Source organism: Streptomyces sp. BJ20 (genome assembly GCF_022869105.1).
GTDB classification, from domain to species: domain Bacteria; phylum Actinomycetota; class Actinomycetes; order Streptomycetales; family Streptomycetaceae; genus Streptomyces; species Streptomyces griseoincarnatus.
In genome coordinates this window covers 5098595-5117790 of record NZ_CP094918.1, presented here as the reverse complement: position 1 = coordinate 5117790, position 19196 = coordinate 5098595, and the positions used below count along the sequence as shown (strand labels likewise).

The 19196-nt window shown below is 71.4% G+C and carries 19 protein-coding genes; 16 read left to right on the top strand and 3 right to left on the bottom strand.

Features of this window, described 5'->3' with window-relative positions; genetic code table 11:
- Window positions 1-3 precede the first annotated feature (3 nt).
- The 16 genes from pafA (at window position 4) to MTR79_RS23050 (ending at window position 16191) form a co-directional block, all read left to right on the top strand.
- Window positions 4-1365 (top strand): Pup--protein ligase, encoded by a 1362-nt coding sequence (pafA, locus tag MTR79_RS23125; RefSeq protein ID WP_048460026.1) that lies wholly within the window; start codon window positions 4-6, stop codon window positions 1363-1365.
- 137 nt (window positions 1366-1502) lie between these two features.
- Window positions 1503-2504 carry an FKBP-type peptidyl-prolyl cis-trans isomerase gene (locus tag MTR79_RS23120; protein ID WP_189366478.1) on the top strand — a complete coding sequence of 334 codons (1002 nt, stop codon included), beginning with the start codon at window positions 1503-1505 and terminating at the stop codon, window positions 2502-2504.
- 62 nt (window positions 2505-2566) lie between these two features.
- Complete coding sequence (locus MTR79_RS23115; protein WP_019521618.1) at window positions 2567-2938, top strand: FKBP-type peptidyl-prolyl cis-trans isomerase; 372 nt, start codon at window positions 2567-2569, stop codon at window positions 2936-2938.
- Window positions 2939-3061: 123 nt separating this feature from the next.
- Complete coding sequence (locus MTR79_RS23110; RefSeq protein WP_086704624.1) at window positions 3062-4015, top strand: WYL domain-containing protein; 954 nt, start codon at window positions 3062-3064, stop codon at window positions 4013-4015.
- An 18-nt stretch (window positions 4016-4033) separates the two neighbouring features.
- Window positions 4034-5029, top strand: coding sequence for a WYL domain-containing protein (locus MTR79_RS23105; protein ID WP_086704625.1), 996 nt, complete (start codon window positions 4034-4036; stop codon window positions 5027-5029).
- 64 nt (window positions 5030-5093) lie between these two features.
- The gene (locus MTR79_RS23100; RefSeq protein WP_086704626.1) at window positions 5094-5354 is read left to right on the top strand and encodes a hypothetical protein; all 261 of its coding nucleotides are present in this window, start codon (window positions 5094-5096) and stop codon (window positions 5352-5354) included.
- A 9-nt stretch (window positions 5355-5363) separates the two neighbouring features.
- Complete coding sequence (locus MTR79_RS23095; RefSeq protein ID WP_048460021.1) at window positions 5364-5558, top strand: hypothetical protein; 195 nt, start codon at window positions 5364-5366, stop codon at window positions 5556-5558.
- A gap of 257 nt (window positions 5559-5815) precedes the next feature.
- Window positions 5816-6094: a Sec-independent protein translocase subunit TatA gene (tatA, locus tag MTR79_RS23090; protein ID WP_048460020.1), complete on the top strand. Its 279-nt coding sequence runs from the start codon at window positions 5816-5818 to the stop codon at window positions 6092-6094.
- Between the two features lie 92 nt (window positions 6095-6186).
- The gene (gene tatC / locus MTR79_RS23085) at window positions 6187-7056 is read left to right on the top strand and encodes a twin-arginine translocase subunit TatC (protein WP_244791897.1); all 870 of its coding nucleotides are present in this window, start codon (window positions 6187-6189) and stop codon (window positions 7054-7056) included.
- A gap of 31 nt (window positions 7057-7087) precedes the next feature.
- Window positions 7088-7978 carry a diacylglycerol kinase gene (locus MTR79_RS23080; protein ID WP_189366477.1) on the top strand — a complete coding sequence of 297 codons (891 nt, stop codon included), beginning with the start codon at window positions 7088-7090 and terminating at the stop codon, window positions 7976-7978.
- 37 nt (window positions 7979-8015) lie between these two features.
- Entirely contained in the window at window positions 8016-10874 is a 2859-nt protein-coding gene (locus MTR79_RS23075; protein WP_189366476.1) for a DEAD/DEAH box helicase, read from the top strand.
- A gap of 410 nt (window positions 10875-11284) precedes the next feature.
- The gene (locus MTR79_RS23070) at window positions 11285-12895 is read left to right on the top strand and encodes an ATP-binding protein (protein ID WP_189366475.1); all 1611 of its coding nucleotides are present in this window, start codon (window positions 11285-11287) and stop codon (window positions 12893-12895) included.
- Window positions 12892-13299 carry a roadblock/LC7 domain-containing protein gene (locus MTR79_RS23065; protein ID WP_006132309.1) on the top strand — a complete coding sequence of 136 codons (408 nt, stop codon included), beginning with the start codon at window positions 12892-12894 and terminating at the stop codon, window positions 13297-13299. Before MTR79_RS23070 ends, MTR79_RS23065 begins: the two co-directional genes overlap by 4 nt.
- Window positions 13296-13706: a DUF742 domain-containing protein gene (locus MTR79_RS23060; protein WP_048460015.1), complete on the top strand. Its 411-nt coding sequence runs from the start codon at window positions 13296-13298 to the stop codon at window positions 13704-13706. The genes MTR79_RS23065 and MTR79_RS23060 overlap by 4 nt, the downstream gene beginning before the upstream one ends.
- The gene (locus MTR79_RS23055; RefSeq protein ID WP_189366474.1) at window positions 13687-14307 is read left to right on the top strand and encodes an ATP/GTP-binding protein; all 621 of its coding nucleotides are present in this window, start codon (window positions 13687-13689) and stop codon (window positions 14305-14307) included. Before MTR79_RS23060 ends, MTR79_RS23055 begins: the two co-directional genes overlap by 20 nt.
- Window positions 14308-14619: 312 nt before the next feature.
- Window positions 14620-16191 carry a cytochrome P450 gene (locus MTR79_RS23050; RefSeq protein WP_244791896.1) on the top strand — a complete coding sequence of 524 codons (1572 nt, stop codon included), beginning with the start codon at window positions 14620-14622 and terminating at the stop codon, window positions 16189-16191.
- Here the strand turns inward: MTR79_RS23050 and MTR79_RS23045 are convergent.
- From MTR79_RS23045 to MTR79_RS23035, 3 genes are all read right to left on the bottom strand, one after another.
- Window positions 16185-17138: an RluA family pseudouridine synthase gene (locus MTR79_RS23045; RefSeq protein ID WP_244791895.1), complete on the bottom strand. Its 954-nt coding sequence runs from the start codon at window positions 17136-17138 to the stop codon at window positions 16185-16187. The two genes, MTR79_RS23050 and MTR79_RS23045, sit on opposite strands and share 7 nt — an antisense overlap.
- Before the next feature lie 119 nt (window positions 17139-17257).
- Window positions 17258-18097 carry a siderophore-interacting protein gene (locus MTR79_RS23040; RefSeq protein WP_086700532.1) on the bottom strand — a complete coding sequence of 280 codons (840 nt, stop codon included), beginning with the start codon at window positions 18095-18097 and terminating at the stop codon, window positions 17258-17260.
- A 41-nt stretch (window positions 18098-18138) separates the two neighbouring features.
- Window positions 18139-19068 carry a 5'-3' exonuclease gene (locus MTR79_RS23035; protein WP_233229845.1) on the bottom strand — a complete coding sequence of 310 codons (930 nt, stop codon included), beginning with the start codon at window positions 19066-19068 and terminating at the stop codon, window positions 18139-18141.
- Window positions 19069-19196 lie beyond the last annotated feature (128 nt).

Here is a 19196-nt window from a genome sequence, read left to right as displayed (position 1 = left end):
CTCATGGACCGCCGCATTTTCGGGCTGGAGAACGAGTACGGCGTCACGTGCACGTTCAGGGGACAGCGCCGCCTGTCGCCTGACGAGGTGGCGCGGTACCTCTTCCGCCGTGTCGTGTCATGGGGCCGAAGCAGCAATGTCTTTCTGCGGAACGGCGCCCGCCTCTATCTCGACGTGGGGTCACATCCGGAATACGCAACGCCGGAATGTGACAACGTGACCGAACTGGTCACCCACGACAAGGCCGGCGAGCGCATTCTCGAAGGACTCCTGGTGGACGCCGAACGACGCCTGCACGAGGAGGGAATCGCGGGCGACGTCTACCTCTTCAAGAACAACACCGACTCGGCGGGCAACTCCTACGGCTGCCACGAGAACTACCTCGTGGCCCGGCACGGGGAGTTCTCCCGGCTCGCGGACATCCTCATCCCGTTCCTGGTGACGAGGCAGCTGCTGTGCGGGGCCGGCAAGGTGCTGCAGACGCCGCGCGGCGCCGTCTACTGCGTCAGCCAGCGCGCCGAGCACATCTGGGAGGGCGTCTCCTCGGCGACGACCCGCTCCCGGCCGATCATCAACACACGGGACGAGCCGCACGCCGACGCCGAGCGCTACCGCCGGCTGCACGTCATCGTCGGCGACTCGAACATGTCCGAGACGACCATGCTCCTCAAGGTCGGCGCCACCGACCTGGTGCTGCGCATGATCGAGGCGGGCACCGTCATGCGCGACCTCACCCTGGAGAACCCGATCCGGGCGATCCGCGAGGTCAGCCACGACATCACGGGCCGCCGCAAGGTGCGCCTGGCCAGCGGCCGGGAGGCGTCCGCGCTGGAGGTGCAGCGCGAGTACTACGAGAAGGCGGTGGACTTCTGCGAGCGCCGCGGGATCCGCACCGGCACCGTCGACCAGGTGCTGGAGCTGTGGGGCCGGACGCTGGACGCGATCGAGTCCGAGGACCTCGACCGCATCGGCACGGAGATCGACTGGGTCATGAAGTACAAGCTGCTGGAGCGCTACCGCGCCAAGCACAACATGACCATGTCGCACCCGCGGGTCGCGCAGATAGACCTCGCCTACCACGACATCCACCGCCGTCGTGGCCTGTACTACCTGCTCGAGAAGAAGGGACAAGCCGCCCGGATCTGCGACGACCTGAAGATCTTCGAGGGCAAGTCCGTGCCGCCGCAGACCACTCGGGCCCGGCTGCGCGGCGACTTCATCCGGCGTGCCCAGGAGCAGCGCCGTGACTTCACGGTCGACTGGGTGCACCTCAAGCTCAACGACCAGGCCCAGCGCACCGTGTTGTGCAAGGACCCGTTCCGTTCGGTGGACGAGCGGGTGGAGAAGCTGATCGCCGGCATGTGAGAGGACCTGTCCCCGGGAGTTGATGAAACACCCGGAACGTCACACGGGCGCCGTACGTTACACCGTGCGGCGCCCTTCTCACGCCGTAGAGTTGCGCGGACGCCATCCACAAGATCGATGATTACGAGGCCCCCACCGTGCGCCGACGCTCACTTCTCATTGCCGTTCCCGCTGGACTGGCCGCCCTCGCCGCGTGCGGCGACGACAAGTCCGACTCCGGCAAGGCCAGCGAAACGGCCGCGCCCTCCGAGTCCGAGGCGTCGGCGGCGCCGTCGCCGAAGATCGTCGAGGGCCCGCTGCCGGCGATCACGGCCGGGACCAGGTTCGGGGAGAAGCCGACCGTCGCGAAGGGCAGTGGCGAGCCCTCCAAGGACCTCGCGGTGAAGACGGTCATCGCGGGCGGTGGGCGCACGATCGCGGAGAACGACTTCGTCGTCGCCCACTACCTGGGCCAGGTCTGGAGCACCGCCAAGGTGTTCGACAACTCCTACGACCGCAAGGAGCCCCTGGCCATCCAGCTCGCCCAGGGCGCGATCATCGACGGCTGGCGCTACGGGCTCGTGGGGAAGAAGGCCGGCAGCCGCGTCCAGATGGCGATCCCGCCCACCTGGGGCTACGGCGAGCAGGGCAACGCGCAGGCGGGCATCAAGGGCACCGACACGCTGGTGTTCGTGGTCGACGTGCAGGACACGTTCAACGCCAAGAGCTCCGCCAAGGGCACCGACGTCGCCCAGGACAACATCGACCTGCCCAAGGTCGGCACCAACACCGACGGCAAGGCCCCCTCCATCGAGGTGCCGGACTCCGACGCGCCGAAGAAGCTCGTGGCGAACTACGTCATCGAGGGCGACGGCGAGAAGGTCGGCGCCGAGGACAGCGTCCTGGTGCAGTACAAGGGCGTGCTGTGGGACGGAGGCAAGGAGTTCGACTCCACCTACGGCCGCGGCCAGCTGACGTCCTTCTCGCTCCAGCAGGTAGTCAAGGGCTGGGCGCAGGGCCTGACCGGCAAGAAGGTCGGCAGCCGCGTCCTCATCGTCATCCCGCCGGAGCTGGGGTACGGCGACAACCCGCCGCAGGGCAGCGAGATCAAGAAGGACTCCACGCTGGTCTTCTCCGTGGACATCCTCGCGAAGCTCTGACCCCGCCGGGATGCAAGACTGTGCGTGTTCGCCTTTCCGCAGACAAGCAGGAGCATGAAGACGTGAGCATCGACAAGCCCGAGATCGACTTCCCGGGCGGCGAGCCCCCGGCGGACCTCGAGATCAAGGACATCTGGGAGGGCGACGGCGAGGTGGCGAAGGCGGGCCACACCGTCACCGTCCACTACGTGGGCGTCGCCTTCAGCACCGGCGAGGAGTTCGACGCCAGCTGGAACCGCGGCACCCCCTTCCGCTTCCCGCTGGGCGCGGGCCGGGTCATCAAGGGCTGGGACCAGGGCGTGCAGGGCATGAAGGTCGGCGGCCGCCGCCAGCTGACCATCCCGGCCCACCTCGCCTACGGCAACCAGAGCCCCACCCCGGCGATCCAGCCCGGTGAGACCCTGATCTTCGTGGTCGACCTGCTCGGCGTCTGATCCGACCGGAGTCGATCGCCGAGGGCCCATGCCTGTCCGGGCACGGGCCCTCGGCTTTTACCACGCCACCCCGGGGCGGTACGGTCATCGGTCGTAGGCACCATAGGGAGGCGAAGCGCGTCGATGGCCATTGCCAAGGCCGAGCGGCTGATGAATCTGGCGCTGTGTCTGCTCGGGACGCGGCGGCCGCTCACCAAGCGCGAACTGCGTGAGTCCATCGAGGCGTACCTCGAGGCGGGCTCCGACGACTCCTTCAACCGCATGTTCGAGCGCGACAAGGACGACCTGCGCGAACTCGGACTGGTCATCGAGACCGTCGAGAACCTCGAGGGCGACACGGGCTACCTCGCCCGCCGTGACAGCAACCGGCTGCCGCCGATCACCCTGGACGCCGAGGAGGCCGCCGCCCTCGGGCTCGCCGCGAAGGTGTGGCAGCAGGCCCGGCTGGCCGGCGCGGCCTCCGGCGCCCTGCAGAAGCTGCGGGCGGCCGGACTCCCCGAGGACGTCGACCCGTACGGAGCGCACGGCGCGCTGGAGCCGCGCATCCCGGTGCACGAGGCCGCGTTCGAGCCGCTGATGCTCGCCTGCCGCGACCGCCGCCCGGTCGTCTTCGACTACCGCAAGGCCAACGCCGCCCAGCCCGAGCAGCGGCACGTCGAGCCGTGGGCGCTGGAGTGCTGGCGCGGCCACTGGTACCTGGCCGGCTGGGACCGCGACCGCGGCGCCGAGCGGGTCTTCCGGCTCTCCCGGATCACCGGCAAGGTGCGCTCGCGTGCCGGCCGGTTCAGCGTGCCGGTGCCGGACGTCGTCACCGTACGGGAGACCGTGGCGAGCTGGGCCGGGGAGACCGCCGACCGCTCGGCGCGCATCCGGCTGCGCTCCGACGCAGGCTTCCCGCTCCGGGCGAAGGCCACCTCGGTCCGGGAACTCGGCGACGGCTGGGACGAGTTGGAGATCCCGTACGGGCACGGACTGGACGCCTGGCTGGTGGAGTTCGGACCCGACGTGGTGGTGCTCGAGCCCGAGGAACTGCGGGCCGACGTGGTGGACCGGCTGCGTGCCGTGGCCAAGGGCTGAGGGGGAGCGGACGACAACGTGGCAGGCAAACCGGTCAGGCCCGTGAACGCCATCGACCAGACCCGGCGGATGCTGTCCCTGGTGACGTATCTGCGTGAGCGCCCCGGCGCCCGCATCGAGGACGTGGCGCGCGCCTTCGGCATCACCGAGGACGAGCTGGTCTCCGACCTCGACGTGCTGCCCATGTGCGGCACCAGCTTCCGCGGCGGCGACCTGCTGGACATCGACACCGACGGCGAGCGCATCTGGTGGCACAACCCGGCCGCCCTCGGCGCCGACGCGGCCGAGCCGCTGCGCCTGGCCGCCGACGAGGCGACCGCGCTGCTCGTCGCCGCCCGCGCCGTGGCCACGCTGCCGGGGCTGCGCGAGAGCGACCGTCAGGCGCTGCTGCGGGCCACCGCCAAGGTGGAGACCGCGGCCGGCGAGACGGCCGGCGCCAGCTCCCGGCTCTCGGTGACCTTCGAGTCCGAGGGCGGCGTCTTCGCGGACGTCGACCGGGCCATCGCCGAGCGCCGCCGGCTGTGGATCCGCTACTACTCACCCGCCCGCGACGAGGTCACCGAGCGGGAGATCGACCCCATCCGCCTGGTCAGCGTCGGGCACACGTACGTCGAGGCGTGGTGCCGCCGCTCCGAGGCGCGGCGCACCTTCCGGCTCGACCGGGTCGCCGAGATCAAGATCCTGGACGAGCCGTCCGCGCCGCCCGAGGTGGAGCTGCGCGACCTGTCCGAAGGGCTGGTGCAGCCCGCGGCCGAGGACCCCGAGGTGGTCGTCGAGGTCGGTCCCGGCGGGCGCTGGGTCGCCGAGTACTACCCGCACGACAGCGCCGATGAGCTTCCCGACGGCGGTCTCCGTATCACCCTGCGCACCCCCGACCCCGCGTCGCTGAAGCGGCTGGCGCTGCGGCTCGGCCGCGACGGACGCATCGTGGAGCCGCAGGAGCTGGCCGAGAGCGCCCGCCGGGCGGCGCGTGAGGCGCTGGCGGCGTACGACGGGGCCGGGGCGGCGGGATGACCGGGCAGGACGACAGTCAGGAGCGAGGGCTTTGAGCGAGTCGGCGACCACAGGGGCACCGGGCATGACGGCGGCGTCCGCGTTCGCCGGGATGAGAAGCGTGGCCCCGGTGATGTTCCGGGCGGGCTGCCCGGACTGCCGGGAGCGCTTCGAACTCTCCGCGAGCGCGCTGCGACTGGCCATCGGCGCCAGCAGCCGCACCACGTTCTACTCCTTCACCTGCCCCGAGTGCGGCGCCGCCGTCCGCAAACCCGCGGGGGAGCGGATCGTCGAGCTGCTCACCGGCGGCGGGGTGCGTACGCTCCGGCTGCACTCGACCGTTTAGGCTCGACCCATGTTCTGGCCGATGTTCGCCGTGGCCCTGGGATTCCTGGGGCTGATGGTGCTCGCAGTGCTCGCCGTCCGGGTCTTCGTCGAGGCGGAGCGCCTCGGCAGGCAGGTCGCGGACTCAGCCCGGCGCATCGGCCGCGCGGCCGAGGACCTGGAGCGCGCGGCGACGAGCACGGCCCGCTCGGCGGAGGCCCTGTAACCCCGCGGCCCGGCACCGGCGGGTCGCCGCAGTCCGGACGGCCGTCGTCGCCGCCCTGTCATGGGCCGGGGCCCGGCAGGTACGCTGCTGATCGCGGCCCGGAGAACGAGGCACGGGCCGCGGACGGGAGTACGCACAGGGATTGCCGGACGTTTACCTCTGGGCGTTACGATCGCTGTCTGCACCGTCCTTCGGACGCATGTCCGACCGGTCGGACAGCCCCCCACCCACCCGCCTCGGTGAGAAGGTAAAGACTTATGGGACGGCTCGGACCTACCGAGATCATTCTGATCCTCGTCGTCATCATCCTGCTGTTCGGTGCGAAGAAGCTCCCCGACATGGCGCGGTCGCTCGGCAAGTCCGCCCGCATCCTGAAGAGCGAGGCGAAGGCGATGAAGGAGGACAAGTCCTCCGCTCCGGCCGACCCGCCGGCGACCGACGAGCAGCCCCCGGCGCAGCGCACCATCCAGGCCGCCCCCGGCGACGTGACCAGCTCCCGCCCGGTCACCGAGCCGACGGACACGACCAAGCGCTGACGCAGGGCCGGTGACCTCCGGCCCGCCGCACGAGATGGGAACGTGGGTTGCTCAAGTCTGCCCGCACACAGCAGAGGGATCCCGAGGGGCGCATGCCTCTTGTGGAACACCTGCGTGAGCTGCGGAACCGCCTGGCCAAGGCCGTGCTCGCGATCGTCGTGGTGTCGGTCGTCGCCGCGTTCTACAGCGAACAGCTCATGCAGTTCCTGGCCGAGCCGGTGCCCAAGTGCGACGACCTGACGAACAGCGACGGCGGCAACTGCGCCATCGTGTCGTTCAACACCCTGACGTCGCCGTTCACCACGACGATCAAGGTGAGCCTCATGGCGGGCCTGGTCATCTCCAGCCCGGTCTGGCTCTACCAGCTGTGGGCCTTCGTCGCCCCCGGTCTGCACCGGCACGAGAAGAAGTACACCTACGTCTTCACCGCGGCCGCGGTGCCGCTGTTCGCCGGCGGCGCCCTCCTCTCGTACGTCATCCTCCCGGTCAGCATCAAGGTGCTGCTCAGTCTCACGCCCGGGGGATCGGCGAACATCCTGTCGCTCGACGAGGTCCTCGACTTCACCATCCGCATGGTGCTGGTCTTCGGCCTGGCCTTCGAGCTGCCGCTGCTGCTGATCATGCTGAACATGGTGGGCATCGTGTCCGGCCGCCGGATGGCGGGCTGGTGGCGCGGTGTCGTCATGGGCGTCTTCGTCTTCGGCGCGGTCGCCACGCCCACCACCGACCCCGTGGGCATGCTCGCCCTGTCGGGGCCGATCGTCGTCCTGTACTTCTTCGCCGTGGGCTTCTCGCTGATGAACGACAGACGGCGCGCCCGCAGGGAGTCCGAGGGCCCCTCCGACGACGAGGCCTCCGAACTCGACCACACCCCGGAAGCGGTCGAACCGGCCGAACCGGTCACCGCGCTGCCCGAGCAGACCTCCCGGGACCGCGTCAACGGTTATGACGACGTGACCTGAGGACGGTCCGCCACCTCGTAGGGTCGCTCCCGTGACCAGCGAGATCACCCTCTTCGTGAACCCCACCGCGGGCGGCGGCCGGGGCGCCCGCGCGGCGCGGACGGCGGCCGCCGCCCTGCGCGACGCCGGCTTCCATGTCGGCACCGTGACGGGCGACGGCCCCGAGGACGCGCTGTCCCGGGCGCGCAGCGCCGTCGAGGAGGGCACCGGCGCCCTGATCGCCGTCGGCGGCGACGGCATGGCCAACCTCGCCCTGCAGGCCGTCGTCGGCACCGGCACCCCCTTCGGTCTGGTGGCCGCGGGCACCGGCAACGACTTCGCCCGGGCGCTCGGCATGCCGCTGCGTGAACCCGCCACGTCCGGCCGGATGATCGCCGACGCCCTCAAGAGCGGGCGCTCCCGCGACGTCGACCTCGGCCGGATCGGCGACCGCTGGTTCGGGGCCGTGCTCGCCTCCGGCTTCGACTCCCGGGTCAACGACCGGGGCAACCGGATGCGCGCCCCCCTGGGCCGCTTCAAGTACGACGTGGCCATGGTCGCCGAGCTGGCCGCCTTCCGGCCGCTGCCGTACCGGATCACCCTGGACGGCGGCGCCGTCCGCGAGGTCGAGGCGACGCTGGTGGCCGTGGGGAACGGGCCGTCCTACGGCGGGGGCATGCGGATATGCCCGGGCGCCGATCTCACCGACGGGCTGTTCGACGTCACCGTGGTCGGCGAGTGCAGCCGGGCCACGCTGCTGCGGGTGTTCCCGCGCGTCTACAAGGGGACGCACGTCGACCACCCCGTGGTGACCGTGATGCGGGCGGCGAGCGTGGAGCTTGCCGCCGAGGACGTCACCGGCTACGCGGACGGCGAGTACGTCGGGCCGCTGCCGCTGACCGCCACCTGCGTGCCGGGGGCGGTCCGGGTCGTCGGCCCCTGAGCGGGCGTCGCCGCACCTCACGTGGCCGATCCGGATAATGATCGTCGCGTTGTCGGTGCGGCCCGGTACGCTCGAAAGCACGATGACAGAGGACCTCTCACCGGCCGAGCGGTACGCGGCAGCACGCAGGCGCGCTGCCGAGCAGGCCACCTCGCTCGCCTCCTTCCGCGAGATGTACGACTTCGGCCTCGACCCCTTCCAGGTGGAGGCCTGCCGGGCCCTGGAGGCCGGGAAGGGCGTGCTGGTCGCCGCCCCCACCGGATCCGGCAAGACGATCGTCGGCGAGTTCGCCGTCCACCTCGCCCTCCAGGAGGGCAAGAAGTGCTTCTACACGACGCCCATCAAGGCGCTGTCGAACCAGAAGTACGCCGACCTGTGCCGCCGCTACGGCACCGAGAAGGTGGGCCTGCTCACCGGTGACAACAGCGTCAACTCCGAGGCGCCCGTGGTCGTGATGACCACCGAGGTCCTGCGGAACATGCTGTACGCCGGGTCGCAGACCCTCCTCGGCCTGGGCTACGTGGTGATGGACGAGGTGCACTACCTCTCCGACCGCTTCCGGGGCGCCGTCTGGGAGGAAGTGATCATCCACCTCCCGGAGTCGGTGACGCTGGTCTCCCTGTCGGCGACCGTGTCCAACGCCGAGGAGTTCGGCGACTGGCTGGACACCGTCCGCGGCGACACCGAGGTGATCGTCTCCGAGCACCGGCCCGTGCCGCTGTTCCAGCACGTGCTGGCCGGCCGTCGGATGTACGACCTGTTCGAGGAGGGGGAGGGCCACAAGAAGGCCGTCAACCCCGACCTGACGCGTATGGCCCGTCTTGAGGCGAGCCGCCCGTCCTGGGGCGACCGCCGCCGGGGCCGCAACGGCATGCGGGAGGCGGACCGCGAGCGGGAGCGCAGACAGCGCTCGCGCGTGTGGACGCCGAGCCGGCCGGAGGTCATCGAGCGGCTCGACGCCGAGGGCCTGCTGCCCGCCATCACCTTCATCTTCAGCCGGGCCGCCTGCGAGGCCGCCGTGCAGCAGTGCCTGTACGCGGGCCTGCGGCTCAACGACGAGGAGGCGCGGATCCGGGTCCGCGACCTGGTCGAGGAGCGCACCGCCTCCATCCCGCCGGAGGACCTGCACGTCCTCGGCTACTACGAGTGGCTGGAGGGCCTCGAGCGGGGCATAGCCGCCCACCACGCGGGCATGCTGCCGACCTTCAAGGAGGTCGTCGAGGAGCTGTTCGTGCGCGGTCTGGTGAAGGCCGTGTTCGCGACCGAGACCCTGGCCCTCGGCATCAACATGCCCGCGCGCTCGGTGGTGCTGGAGAAGCTGGTCAAGTGGAACGGCGAGCAGCACGCCGACATCACCCCCGGCGAGTACACCCAGCTGACCGGCCGGGCGGGCCGCCGCGGCATCGACGTCGAGGGCCACGCCGTGGTGCTGTGGCAGCGCGGGATGAACCCCGAGCACCTGGCGGGACTGGCCGGCACGCGCACGTATCCGCTGCGCTCCAGCTTCAAGCCGTCGTACAACATGGCGGTCAACCTGGTCGAGCAGTTCGGGCGGCACCGCTCGCGGGAGCTGCTGGAGACGTCGTTCGCGCAGTTCCAGGCGGACAAGTCGGTCGTCGGCATCTCGCGCCAGGTGCAGCGCAACGAGGAGGGCCTGGAGGGCTACAAGGCCTCGATGACCTGCCACCTGGGCGACTTCGAGGAGTACGCGCGGCTGCGCCGTGAGCTGAAGGACCGGGAGAACGAGCTGGCCCGCCAGGGTCAGGTGCAGCGGCGCGCGGAGGCGGCCGTAGCGCTGGAGAAGCTCAAGCCCGGTGACGTCATCCACGTGCCCACCGGCAAGTACGCCGGGCTGGCGCTGGTGCTCGACCCGGGGCTGCCCGCGGGCCGGGCCAACGGCCACCGGGGCGTGGAGTACCACGACGGTCCGCGCCCGCTGGTGCTGACCGCCGAGCGGCAGGTGAAGCGGCTGGCGTCGATCGACTTCCCGGTGCCCGTGGAAGCACTGGAGCGGATGCGGATCCCGAAGACCTTCAACCCGCGCTCGCCGCAGTCCCGCCGGGACCTCGCCTCCGCGCTGCGCACCAAGGCCGGTCACATCGTGCCGGACCGGCACCGCAAGAACCGCGCCCCTGCCGCCGACGACCGGGAGATCGCTCGGCTGCGCAAGGCGCTGCGGGCCCACCCGTGCCACGGCTGCCAGGACCGGGAGGACCACGCCCGCTGGGCCGAGCGCTACCACCGGCTGCTGCGCGACACCTCGCAGCTGGAGCGGCGCATCGAGGGCCGGACGAACACCATCGCCCGCACCTTCGACCGGATCGTCGCGCTGCTGACCGAGATGGACTACCTGCGCGGCGACGAGGTCACCGAGCACGGCAGGCGGCTGGCGCGGCTCTACGGCGAACTCGACCTGCTGGCCAGCGAATGCCTGCGCGAGCGCGTCTGGGAGGGTCTCGGCCCCGCCGAACTCGCCGCGTGCGTCTCGGCGCTGGTGTACGAGTCGAGGGTCGCCGACGACGCGATGGCGCCCAAGCTGCCCTCGGGCGGGGCGAAGGCGGCGCTCGGCGAGATGGTCCGCATCTGGGGCCGGCTGGACGCGCTGGAGGAGGACTTCCGGATCAGCCAGACCGAGGGCGTGGGCCAGCGTGAGCCCGACCTCGGCTTCGCCTGGGCCGCCTACATGTGGGCCTCCGGCAAGGGCCTGGACGAGGTGCTGCGCGAGGCGGAGATGCCGGCCGGTGACTTCGTGCGCTGGTGCAAGCAGGTCATCGACGTGCTGGGGCAGATCTCCGCGGCGGCCCCGGTCGCCGAGGGCTCGACGGTCGCGAAGAACGCCCGCAAGGCCGTGGACGGTCTGCTGCGTGGGGTGGTGGCCTACTCGTCCGTGGGCTGACCCCGCTCGACGCTCTCTCCGGAAGCCCGGTGCGCCCCCCGCGCGCCGGGCTTCTGCACTGCGCGCGCTCTCGTGCGGTCGCATCACCCGCCGCGTGCGCGGGAAGGGATGGGGAGGTCTCCGGAAGGCCGTGGGCCGCCGTTCAGGGGGTCCGGTTCACCCGTGACGGTGAGTGGTCGTCGTACACCTGTGTGCTGTGACACACCGTGTTCGAATCGTGCCGGACCGTGCAAATGGCCCTGAGCGTACTCCTGCCCCGGGGGCCGATTCCGGCAGTTGCTGAATATGACATGGCGATGATCCCGTCGGACTAAGCTCGCCCGCAGCGCACCGAGTTGAGATGAATTCGTGCGCCTGTTCCCTTATGTGCACGTTCCCGACCGTCAGTCGATACGCTTCAGAGGGCTCACATGGCGAGTGTCCACCTTCCTTACGCACGCGTGCTGTTGCTGCCGGCCATAGTGATGGCCGCGGCAACCGGAGCCGCCGTCGCCCTGGTGACGGAGCCCGCCCGGACCGCCGTCGGCGTGTGCGGCGCCGTAGCGACCCTGCTGGTGGCCGCCACCGCGACCGAGGCGGTGCGCCGCGGCCGCGTACTGCGGGAGGCGCGCGCCGAGCACGAGCGTCACCGTGCGTATCTGGAGGCGCGGATCGCCGCCCACGACACGGAGACCGAGTACTTCGTCCAGCAGGTCTTCCCCGCCTGCCTCGGCCACCTGCACGCCGGCAACGAGCCGGACGAGGTGATGCGCGACCTGCCGCGGCTCAACCCGTCCTGGCAGGACCTCCCCACGTACCAGCAGGTGCTGCTGCGCAGGGTCCTCAAGATCATCGACGACGAGGAGAACCTGCGTGACTCCTCGCAGCGTTCCTTCGTCTCCATCGCCCGCCGCGTCCAGGCCATCGTCCACCAGCAGGCCAAGGAACTGAGGGAGATGGAGGAGGACCACGGCCGCAACCCCGAGGTCTTCGACGACCTCCTGCGCATCGACCACGGCACCGCGCTGATCGGCCGCCTCGCCGACTCCATCTCCGTCCTCGGCGGCGGCCGCCCCGGGCGCCAGTGGCCCAAGCCGGTCGCCCTCTACAGCGTGCTGCGCGGCGCCATGTCCCGCATCCTCGAGTACCGCCGCATCGACCTGAAGTCGATCGCCAAGATCAACATCAAGGGCATCTACGTCGAGCCGGTCATCCACGCCGCCGCCGAACTCCTCGACAACGCCACCCGCTACTCGCCGCCCACCAGCAAGGTCAGCGTCACCGCCACCGAGGTGCAGACCGGCGTCGCCATCGAGATCGAGGACGCCGGCGTCAGCCTCGACGAGCAGGCCCGCGCCCGCATCGAGGGCATCCTCGACCGCGCCCAGCGCGGCGTCGACCTCCAGGAGATCGGCGGCAACCCGCGCCTCGGCCTCGCCGTCGTCGGCCGCCTGTGCACCCAGTTCAACATGCAGGTGTCGCTGCGCGCCTCCGCCTACGGCGGCGTCCGCGCCGTCCTGGTCGTCCCCAGCGAGATGATCACCGACGAGCCCGGCGTCGGCCTCGCCCACGGCATCGGCGCCACCGCCGTGCCCCGCCCCGTCGACGCCCTCCCCGGCCCTCAGCGCGCCCCCAAGACGCGACGCCCCACCAGCCCCCGCATCCCCGAGACGGCCGTCCTGGAGGACGACGTCCCCGAGGTCACCGAGTGGACCGCGGGCGGCCTCCCGCAGCGCCGCAGCCGCGTCAAGACCCCGCTCGCCCAGCGCTACGCCGAGCAGGCCGCCGCCGAGCGCGCCGAGCGCGAGGCCAAGGAGCGCGGCGAGGAGTACCACGACATCTGGGCCGCGGCCGCGCCCGAGAAGAAGAAGCGACACGACCGCGAACCCGGGCTGTGGGTCGACGCCTTCTGGGAGGGACTGAAGAAGGACCTCGACCCGGACGTCCACCCCACCGACTTCACCCGGAACCCGACCGCCTACCTGCATCTCATCAACGAACCGGCCCGCACCGAGGCCGAGGACGAGGGGGACCTCAAGTGATCCAGCAACGAGCCAACTTCGACTGGATGCTCAAGGAGCTCGCCGACGGCGTACCCGGCGTCGAGATGATCGTGGTGCTCTCCGCCGACGGCCTGCGCATCGCCCGCTACGGCGGAGAGCCGGACGCGGCCGACCGGGTCGCCGCCGCCTGCGCCGGCGTGCAGAGCCTCGCCGCCGCCGTCGCCCAGGAACTCCCGCACGGCGACGGCGAGATGAAGATGGTGCTCATCGAGATCGACGAGGGCTACTTCTACCTGATGGCGGCCGGCGCCAACGCCTACCTCGCGGTGCTCTCCGACATGACCTGCGAACCCGGCCGCATGGGCGGCATGATGCGCGACCTCGTCGTCCGCATCGGCGCCCATCTGACCAGTCCGCCCCGACGGAACGGGCAGACCGTATGACTCCTCCCCAACGCCAGAGGCGCACTCCCGGGCAGGGCACCCCCGCACAGCCGGCCGCCCCGGCCCGGAAAGAAGGCGAGGGCGGCAACCCGGAGCGGCTGTACGTCGTCGCGGGACCGGACGGCAAGCGCGCCGACATCGACCTGGTCACGCTGATCGTGGCGCGTTCCCCCGACCCCCCGCCCTCCGCCACCCCCGAGCAGGCGGCGCTGCTCCGGCTCTGTGTCGCCCCCCTGTCCGTGGCCGAGCTGTCGGCCTATCTCAGTCTGCCGTTCAGCGTGGTGACCGTGCTGATCACCGAACTGCTGACGGCGGAACTGGTCCAGGCGCGCTCCTCGATCGTCCGCAAGGCGCTCCCGGACCGTTCCCTTCTCGAAGCGGTGATGCATGGACTTCAACGGCTCTGACACCATCCCGGGCCCACGCGCCGAGGACCAGCTGCCCCACACGGCGCAGTCCGCGGTGAAGATCGTGATCGTCGGCGGGTTCGGGGTCGGCAAGACCACCATGGTCGGCTCGGTCAGCGAGATCAGACCGCTGACCACCGAGGAGACCATGACGCAGGCCGGCATCGGGGTCGACGACAACTACGGCTCCGCGTCCAAGACGGCCACCACCGTCGCCATGGACTTCGGCCGCATCAAGATCACCGACGAGCTGGTGCTGTACCTGTTCGGCACGCCGGGCCAGGAACGCTTCTGGTTCCTGTGGAACGGCCTGTTCGAAGGCGCGCTCGGCGCGGTCGTGCTGGTCGACACTCGTCGCCTCGAGGTCAGCTTCGACGTCATGGGCCGCCTGGAGGAACGCGGCGTGCCGTTCGTCGTGGCCGTCAACTCCTTCCCGGACGCTCCCCGTTACCCGATCGCCGACCTGCGGACCGCGCTCGACCTGTCCGAGATGATCCCCATCGTGGAGTGCGACGTGCGGCGCCGCGCCTCCAGCCGCGACGTGCTGATGACGCTGATGCGCTTCCTGCACTCGCTCGCGATGACGGGATCGTTGACCTGACGGGCTCGCTTTCCTGACGGGCTCGCCCACGTGAGGGCTCGTCCACACGAGGGGCTCGTCGACATGAGGGCTCGCACGCCCGAAGCGCTCGCCCATATGACGGGCTGGCCCACATGAGGGCTGGCCCACATGACGGGTTCGTCGACATGACGGCTCGCCCACCCGAAGTGTTTGCCCACCCGAAGTGCTTGCCCACCCGAAGTGCTTGCCCACCCGAAGTGCTTGCCCACATGACGGGCTGGCCCGCATGACGCGCGGGACCTTCCCCTTTCCCGGGTCTCTGAGACTTTCCCCCTTTCCGGAGCGACCACAGTGACGCCTGAATCCCACTCCCAGACGCCGGACCGCCCGGCCGATGACGACGCCCGGCCCGGACCGCCCCCCGGATGCCCCGCGCACGGCCTGGGCCCCGGCGGACTCGCCCGGCTCCACGAGTCGGACGACCTCAAGAAGCTCTACGAGCGGCTGCGCGAGGAGCACGGCCCGGTGGCGCCCGTGCTCATCCACGACGACGTACCGCTGTGGGTGGTGCTCGGCCACGCCGAGAGCCAGCAACTGGTGCGCGGTCCGGCTCAGTTCACCAAGGACAGCCGCATCTGGTCCGCGCTCCGCGACGGCCTGGTCAAGCCCGACCACCCGCTGATGCCGCACATCGCCTGGCAGCCGATGTGCGCCCACATCGAGGGGGAGCAGCACCGGCGCTGGCGCGGCGCCATCGACACCGCCGTCTCCGCCACCGACTTCCGCAGCCTGCGCCGGTACGTCAACCGCAGCGTCCAGCGGGTCGTCAACCGGTTCTGCGAGGCCGGCGAGGCCGATCTGGTCAGCGGGTACGCCGAGCACCTGCCGATGGCCGTGATGTGCCACGTCCTCGGCATGCCCGACGAGTACGACGACCGCATGGTGCAGGCGGCCCGCGACATGATCCGCGGCACCGAGACCGCCATCGCGAGCAACGCCTACGTGATGGAGGCGCTGAACCGCCTCACCGCCCGCCGCCGGAAGGAACCCCAGGACGACTTCACCGGCCACCTCGTCAGCCACCCGGCCGGGCTCTCCGACGAGGAGGTCAGCCAGCACCTGCGGGTGGTGCTGATCGCCGCCTACGAGGCCACGGCGAACCTGCTCGCCAACGTGCTGCGCCAGGTGCTGATCGACCCGCGCTTCCGGTCGCAGCTCAACGGCGGCCAGATGACCGTGCCCCAGGCGGTGGAGCAACTCCTCTGGGACGAACCGCCGTTCAGCACCATCTTCGCCTACTACGCCAAGCAGGACACCGAGCTGGGCGGGCAGCGCATCCGCAAGGGCGACGGGCTGCTGTTCGCGCCCGCGCCGGCCAACGTCGACCCGCGGGTCCGCCCCGACCCGACCGCCGACATGCAGGGCAACCGCTCGCACCTCGCGTTCGGCGGCGGTACCCACGAGTGCCCCGGCCAGGACATCGGCCGTGTCATCGCCGAGATCGGCGTCGACGCCCTGCTGATGCGGCTGCCGGACGTGGAGCTGAGCTGTGCCGAGGAGGAGCTGACCTTCACCGAGTCGATCGCCTCGCGCCATCTGGTGTCACTGCCGGTGCACTTCACGCCGCGGCCGCAGCAGGAGATCACGCAGGCGCCGGGCCACGAGGCCGGCGCGGGGGCGCCGGCCTCGTACGACTGGCAGATCGGCGGGGTTCCCCGGCAGGCGAAGGCGCCTGCCCCTGCGCCCGCTTCTGTGGGTGCTTCCGCGAGGGGTGCGGACGCGGCTGTGGCGGGTGCGGGCGTCGGCGGGGCCCCGGACGACGGGCCGAGCCCGGCCGCCGTGCCCGTGGCGCCGCCGCTCGCGCGGTCCGAGCCGCCCAGGGGCGCCTGGCAGCGGTTCCTGCGGTGGTGGCGCGGCTACTGATCCGCCGCCCAGGTGCCGTACGAGGTCCACGCCTCGAGTGCCCGGCCGCTGGTGAACCGGCGTTCCGTACCCGTCAGCGGGTCCGTGAACGCCAGTCCACGCGCCAGCAGTTGCAACGGGCGCCGGAAGTCGCCGGCCGGGACCTGGGCGGTCACCTCGGGGTAGAGGGGGTCGCCCAGGATCGGCACCCCCAGGGCGCTCATGTGGACCCGGAGCTGGTGGGTCTGGCCGGTGCCGGGCACCAGCCGGTACCGGGCCAGGCCGTCCTCCCGGTGCGCGAGCAGCTCCACCCGGGTCTCCGCGTTCGGCTCGCCGTCGACCTCCCTCGCGGTCAGCACCCCGCGCTCCTTGACGATCCGGCTGCGGACGGTGCGGGGGAGGTCGAGGGCCGGGTCGTAGGGGGCGACGGCCTCGTACTCCTTGTGCACCCGGCGGTCGCGGAACAGCGTCTGGTACGCGCCGCGCTCCTCGGGGCGGACGGTGAACAGCACCAGTCCCGCGGTGAGGCGGTCCAGGCGGTGCGCGGCCGTCAGATGCGGCAGGCCGAGTGTGTGGCGGAGGCGGGCGAGGGCCGTCTGGCGGACGTGGCTGCCTCGGGGTGTGGTGGCCAGGAAGTGCGGTTTGTCCGCGACGACGAGGTGGTCGTCCCGGTGCACCACGTGCAGGGGGAAGGGGACGGGGGGTTCCTCGGGCATGTCGCGGTGGAACCACACCGTGAGGCCGGGGGCGTACGGGGTATCCGGGGGGACGGGCCGGCCGTCGGCGCCGACGATCTCACCTGCGGTGAACATGGCGTCGAGCTGGGTGGGCGGGGCGGAGAGGCGCGAGATCAGGTGCTCGCGGACTGTCGTGCCCGGGCCGGCCGCCGGCAGACGCACCCGGACCGGGTCCACACCGTCGCGTTGCGGCAGGGGTGGGGGAGGGGTGGGGGTGCGTCGGCGTCTCACGTGGGGCAAGGGTACGGGGGTGTTCGGTTGTTCGCGCAGTTCCCCGCGCCCCTGAGCGGGTGTGCCGTGCGTGTGCTTCGTTCGTCCGGTGGGGGCTGGGCGCGCAGTTCCCCGCGACCCTACGGGGCGCTGTTCTCCTGTTCCGCCTCGATGCGGGCGTTCCATTCCTTCTTGGAGGCCTGCCAGCCGTCCTCGTTGTGGCCCAGGCGCCAGTAGCCGGAGATGGAGAGGTCCTCGCGGGGGATCGCGCGGTCCACGCGGAGGAGGCGGCGGAGTTCCTTCACGAAGTGGGCCTCGCCGTGGACGAAGGCGTGGACGCGGCCCTCGGGCCAGTCGAGGGCCCGGAGGGCCTCCACCAGGGCCTCGCCGACCCTGCGGTCACCGCGGTGCAGCCAGCGGATCTCCACGTCGGAGTCGATCTTCTGCTCCTCCTCCGGCCCCGCGATCTCCAGCAGGGCGACCGCGCGGGCGCCCTGCGGGAGCGACTCCAGGGCGCGGGCGATCGCGGGCAGCGCGCTCTCGTCGCCGGCCAGGAGGTGCCAGTCGGCGGCCGGGTCGGGGGCGTAGGCGCCGCCGGGGCCGAGGAAGCGGACGACGTCGCCGGGGCGGGCGTTGATCGCCCAGGGGCCGGCCAGGCCCTCGTCGCCGTGGATCACGAAGTCGAGGGTCAGCTCACGGTGTTCGGGGTCCCAGTGACGGATCGTGTACGTGCGGGTCACCGGCCACTGCTCGCGCGGGAACTCGGCGCGGATCCGCTCCAGGTCGAAGGGCTCCGGGTAGACCGCGCCCGGCGCCGGGAACAGCAGCTTGACGTAGTGGTCGGTGCAGGTGTCCGCCGAGACGCGGGAGAGGCCCTCGCCGCCCAGCACCACGCGCTGCATGTGCGGGGTCAGCCGCTCGGTGCGGACGACCACGCCGGTGTGCGGGGTGCGCGGCGCGCGTGCCGGTCGCTCTGCCATGAGGGCCTCCCAATCACGGTTAGGTATGCCTAAGTTAGCACCTACCGCTCCGCGAGAGTCGCCAGCAGGCGGGTCACCGAACCGCCCAGGCCCCAGCGCACGGCCAGGGACTCCACGGCGGCCGGGTCGCGCGGGGCGCGCGGCAGGGCCGTGTCGACGTCCGGGACCGGGACGTCGTCCGCGACCCGGACGACCTTCGGCGCCACCGCGAGATACGGCCGCGCCTCGTCCAGACGCCTGCGCTGTGTCGGCGTGAGCTTCGACCGCGGGTCGTCCACGGCCGCCAGGATCCCGGCCAGGTCCGTGAACTCGGCCAGCAGCTTGGCCGCCGTCTTCTCCCCGACGCCGGGCACGCCCGGCAGGCCGTCGCTCGGGTCGCCGCGCAGCAGCGCCAGATCCGCGTACCCCTTGCCGTCCACCCCATACTTCGCGCGCAGCGCCGCCTCGTCCGTGACCTGCAGCGTGCCGACGCCCTTCACCGGGTACAGCACGCGCACCCCGCGCGCGTCGTCCACCAGCTGGTACAGGTCGCGGTCGCCGGTGACGATGTCGACCGGGCCGTCCGCCCGCGCGGTGAAGGTGCCGATCACGTCGTCCGCCTCGTACCCGGCGACGCCCACCCGGGCGATGCCGAGCGCGTCGAGCACCTCCTCGATCACCGGCACCTGCGGCGACAGCGTGTCCGGCACCTCCTCCACGTCCGGCCCCGTCTCCTGCTCCTCGGCGACGCGGTGCGCCTTGTAGGAGGGGATCAGCTCCACCCGCCACTGCGGGCGCCAGTCTGCGTCCATGCAGGCCACCAGGCGCTCCGGCCGATGGTCCTTGACCAGGCGGTCGATGAAGTCCAGCAGCCCGCGCACGGCGTTCACCGGTGTGCCGTCCGGCGCCTTGACGGACTCCGGGACGCCGAAGTAGGCGCGGAAGTAGAGGGAGGCGGTGTCGAGAAGCATCAGTCCGGTCACGTCCCGCATCATGCCCCACCCCACCGACAGCACCGGCGTGGCGGCGCGCCCGTGTGGCCCTCCGTGCGACGTGTTGCGTTCTGTGCCACATGTGTGAGGCGGCCCACGAAAAGTTTGCGCCGCCCCATTCCGGGGAG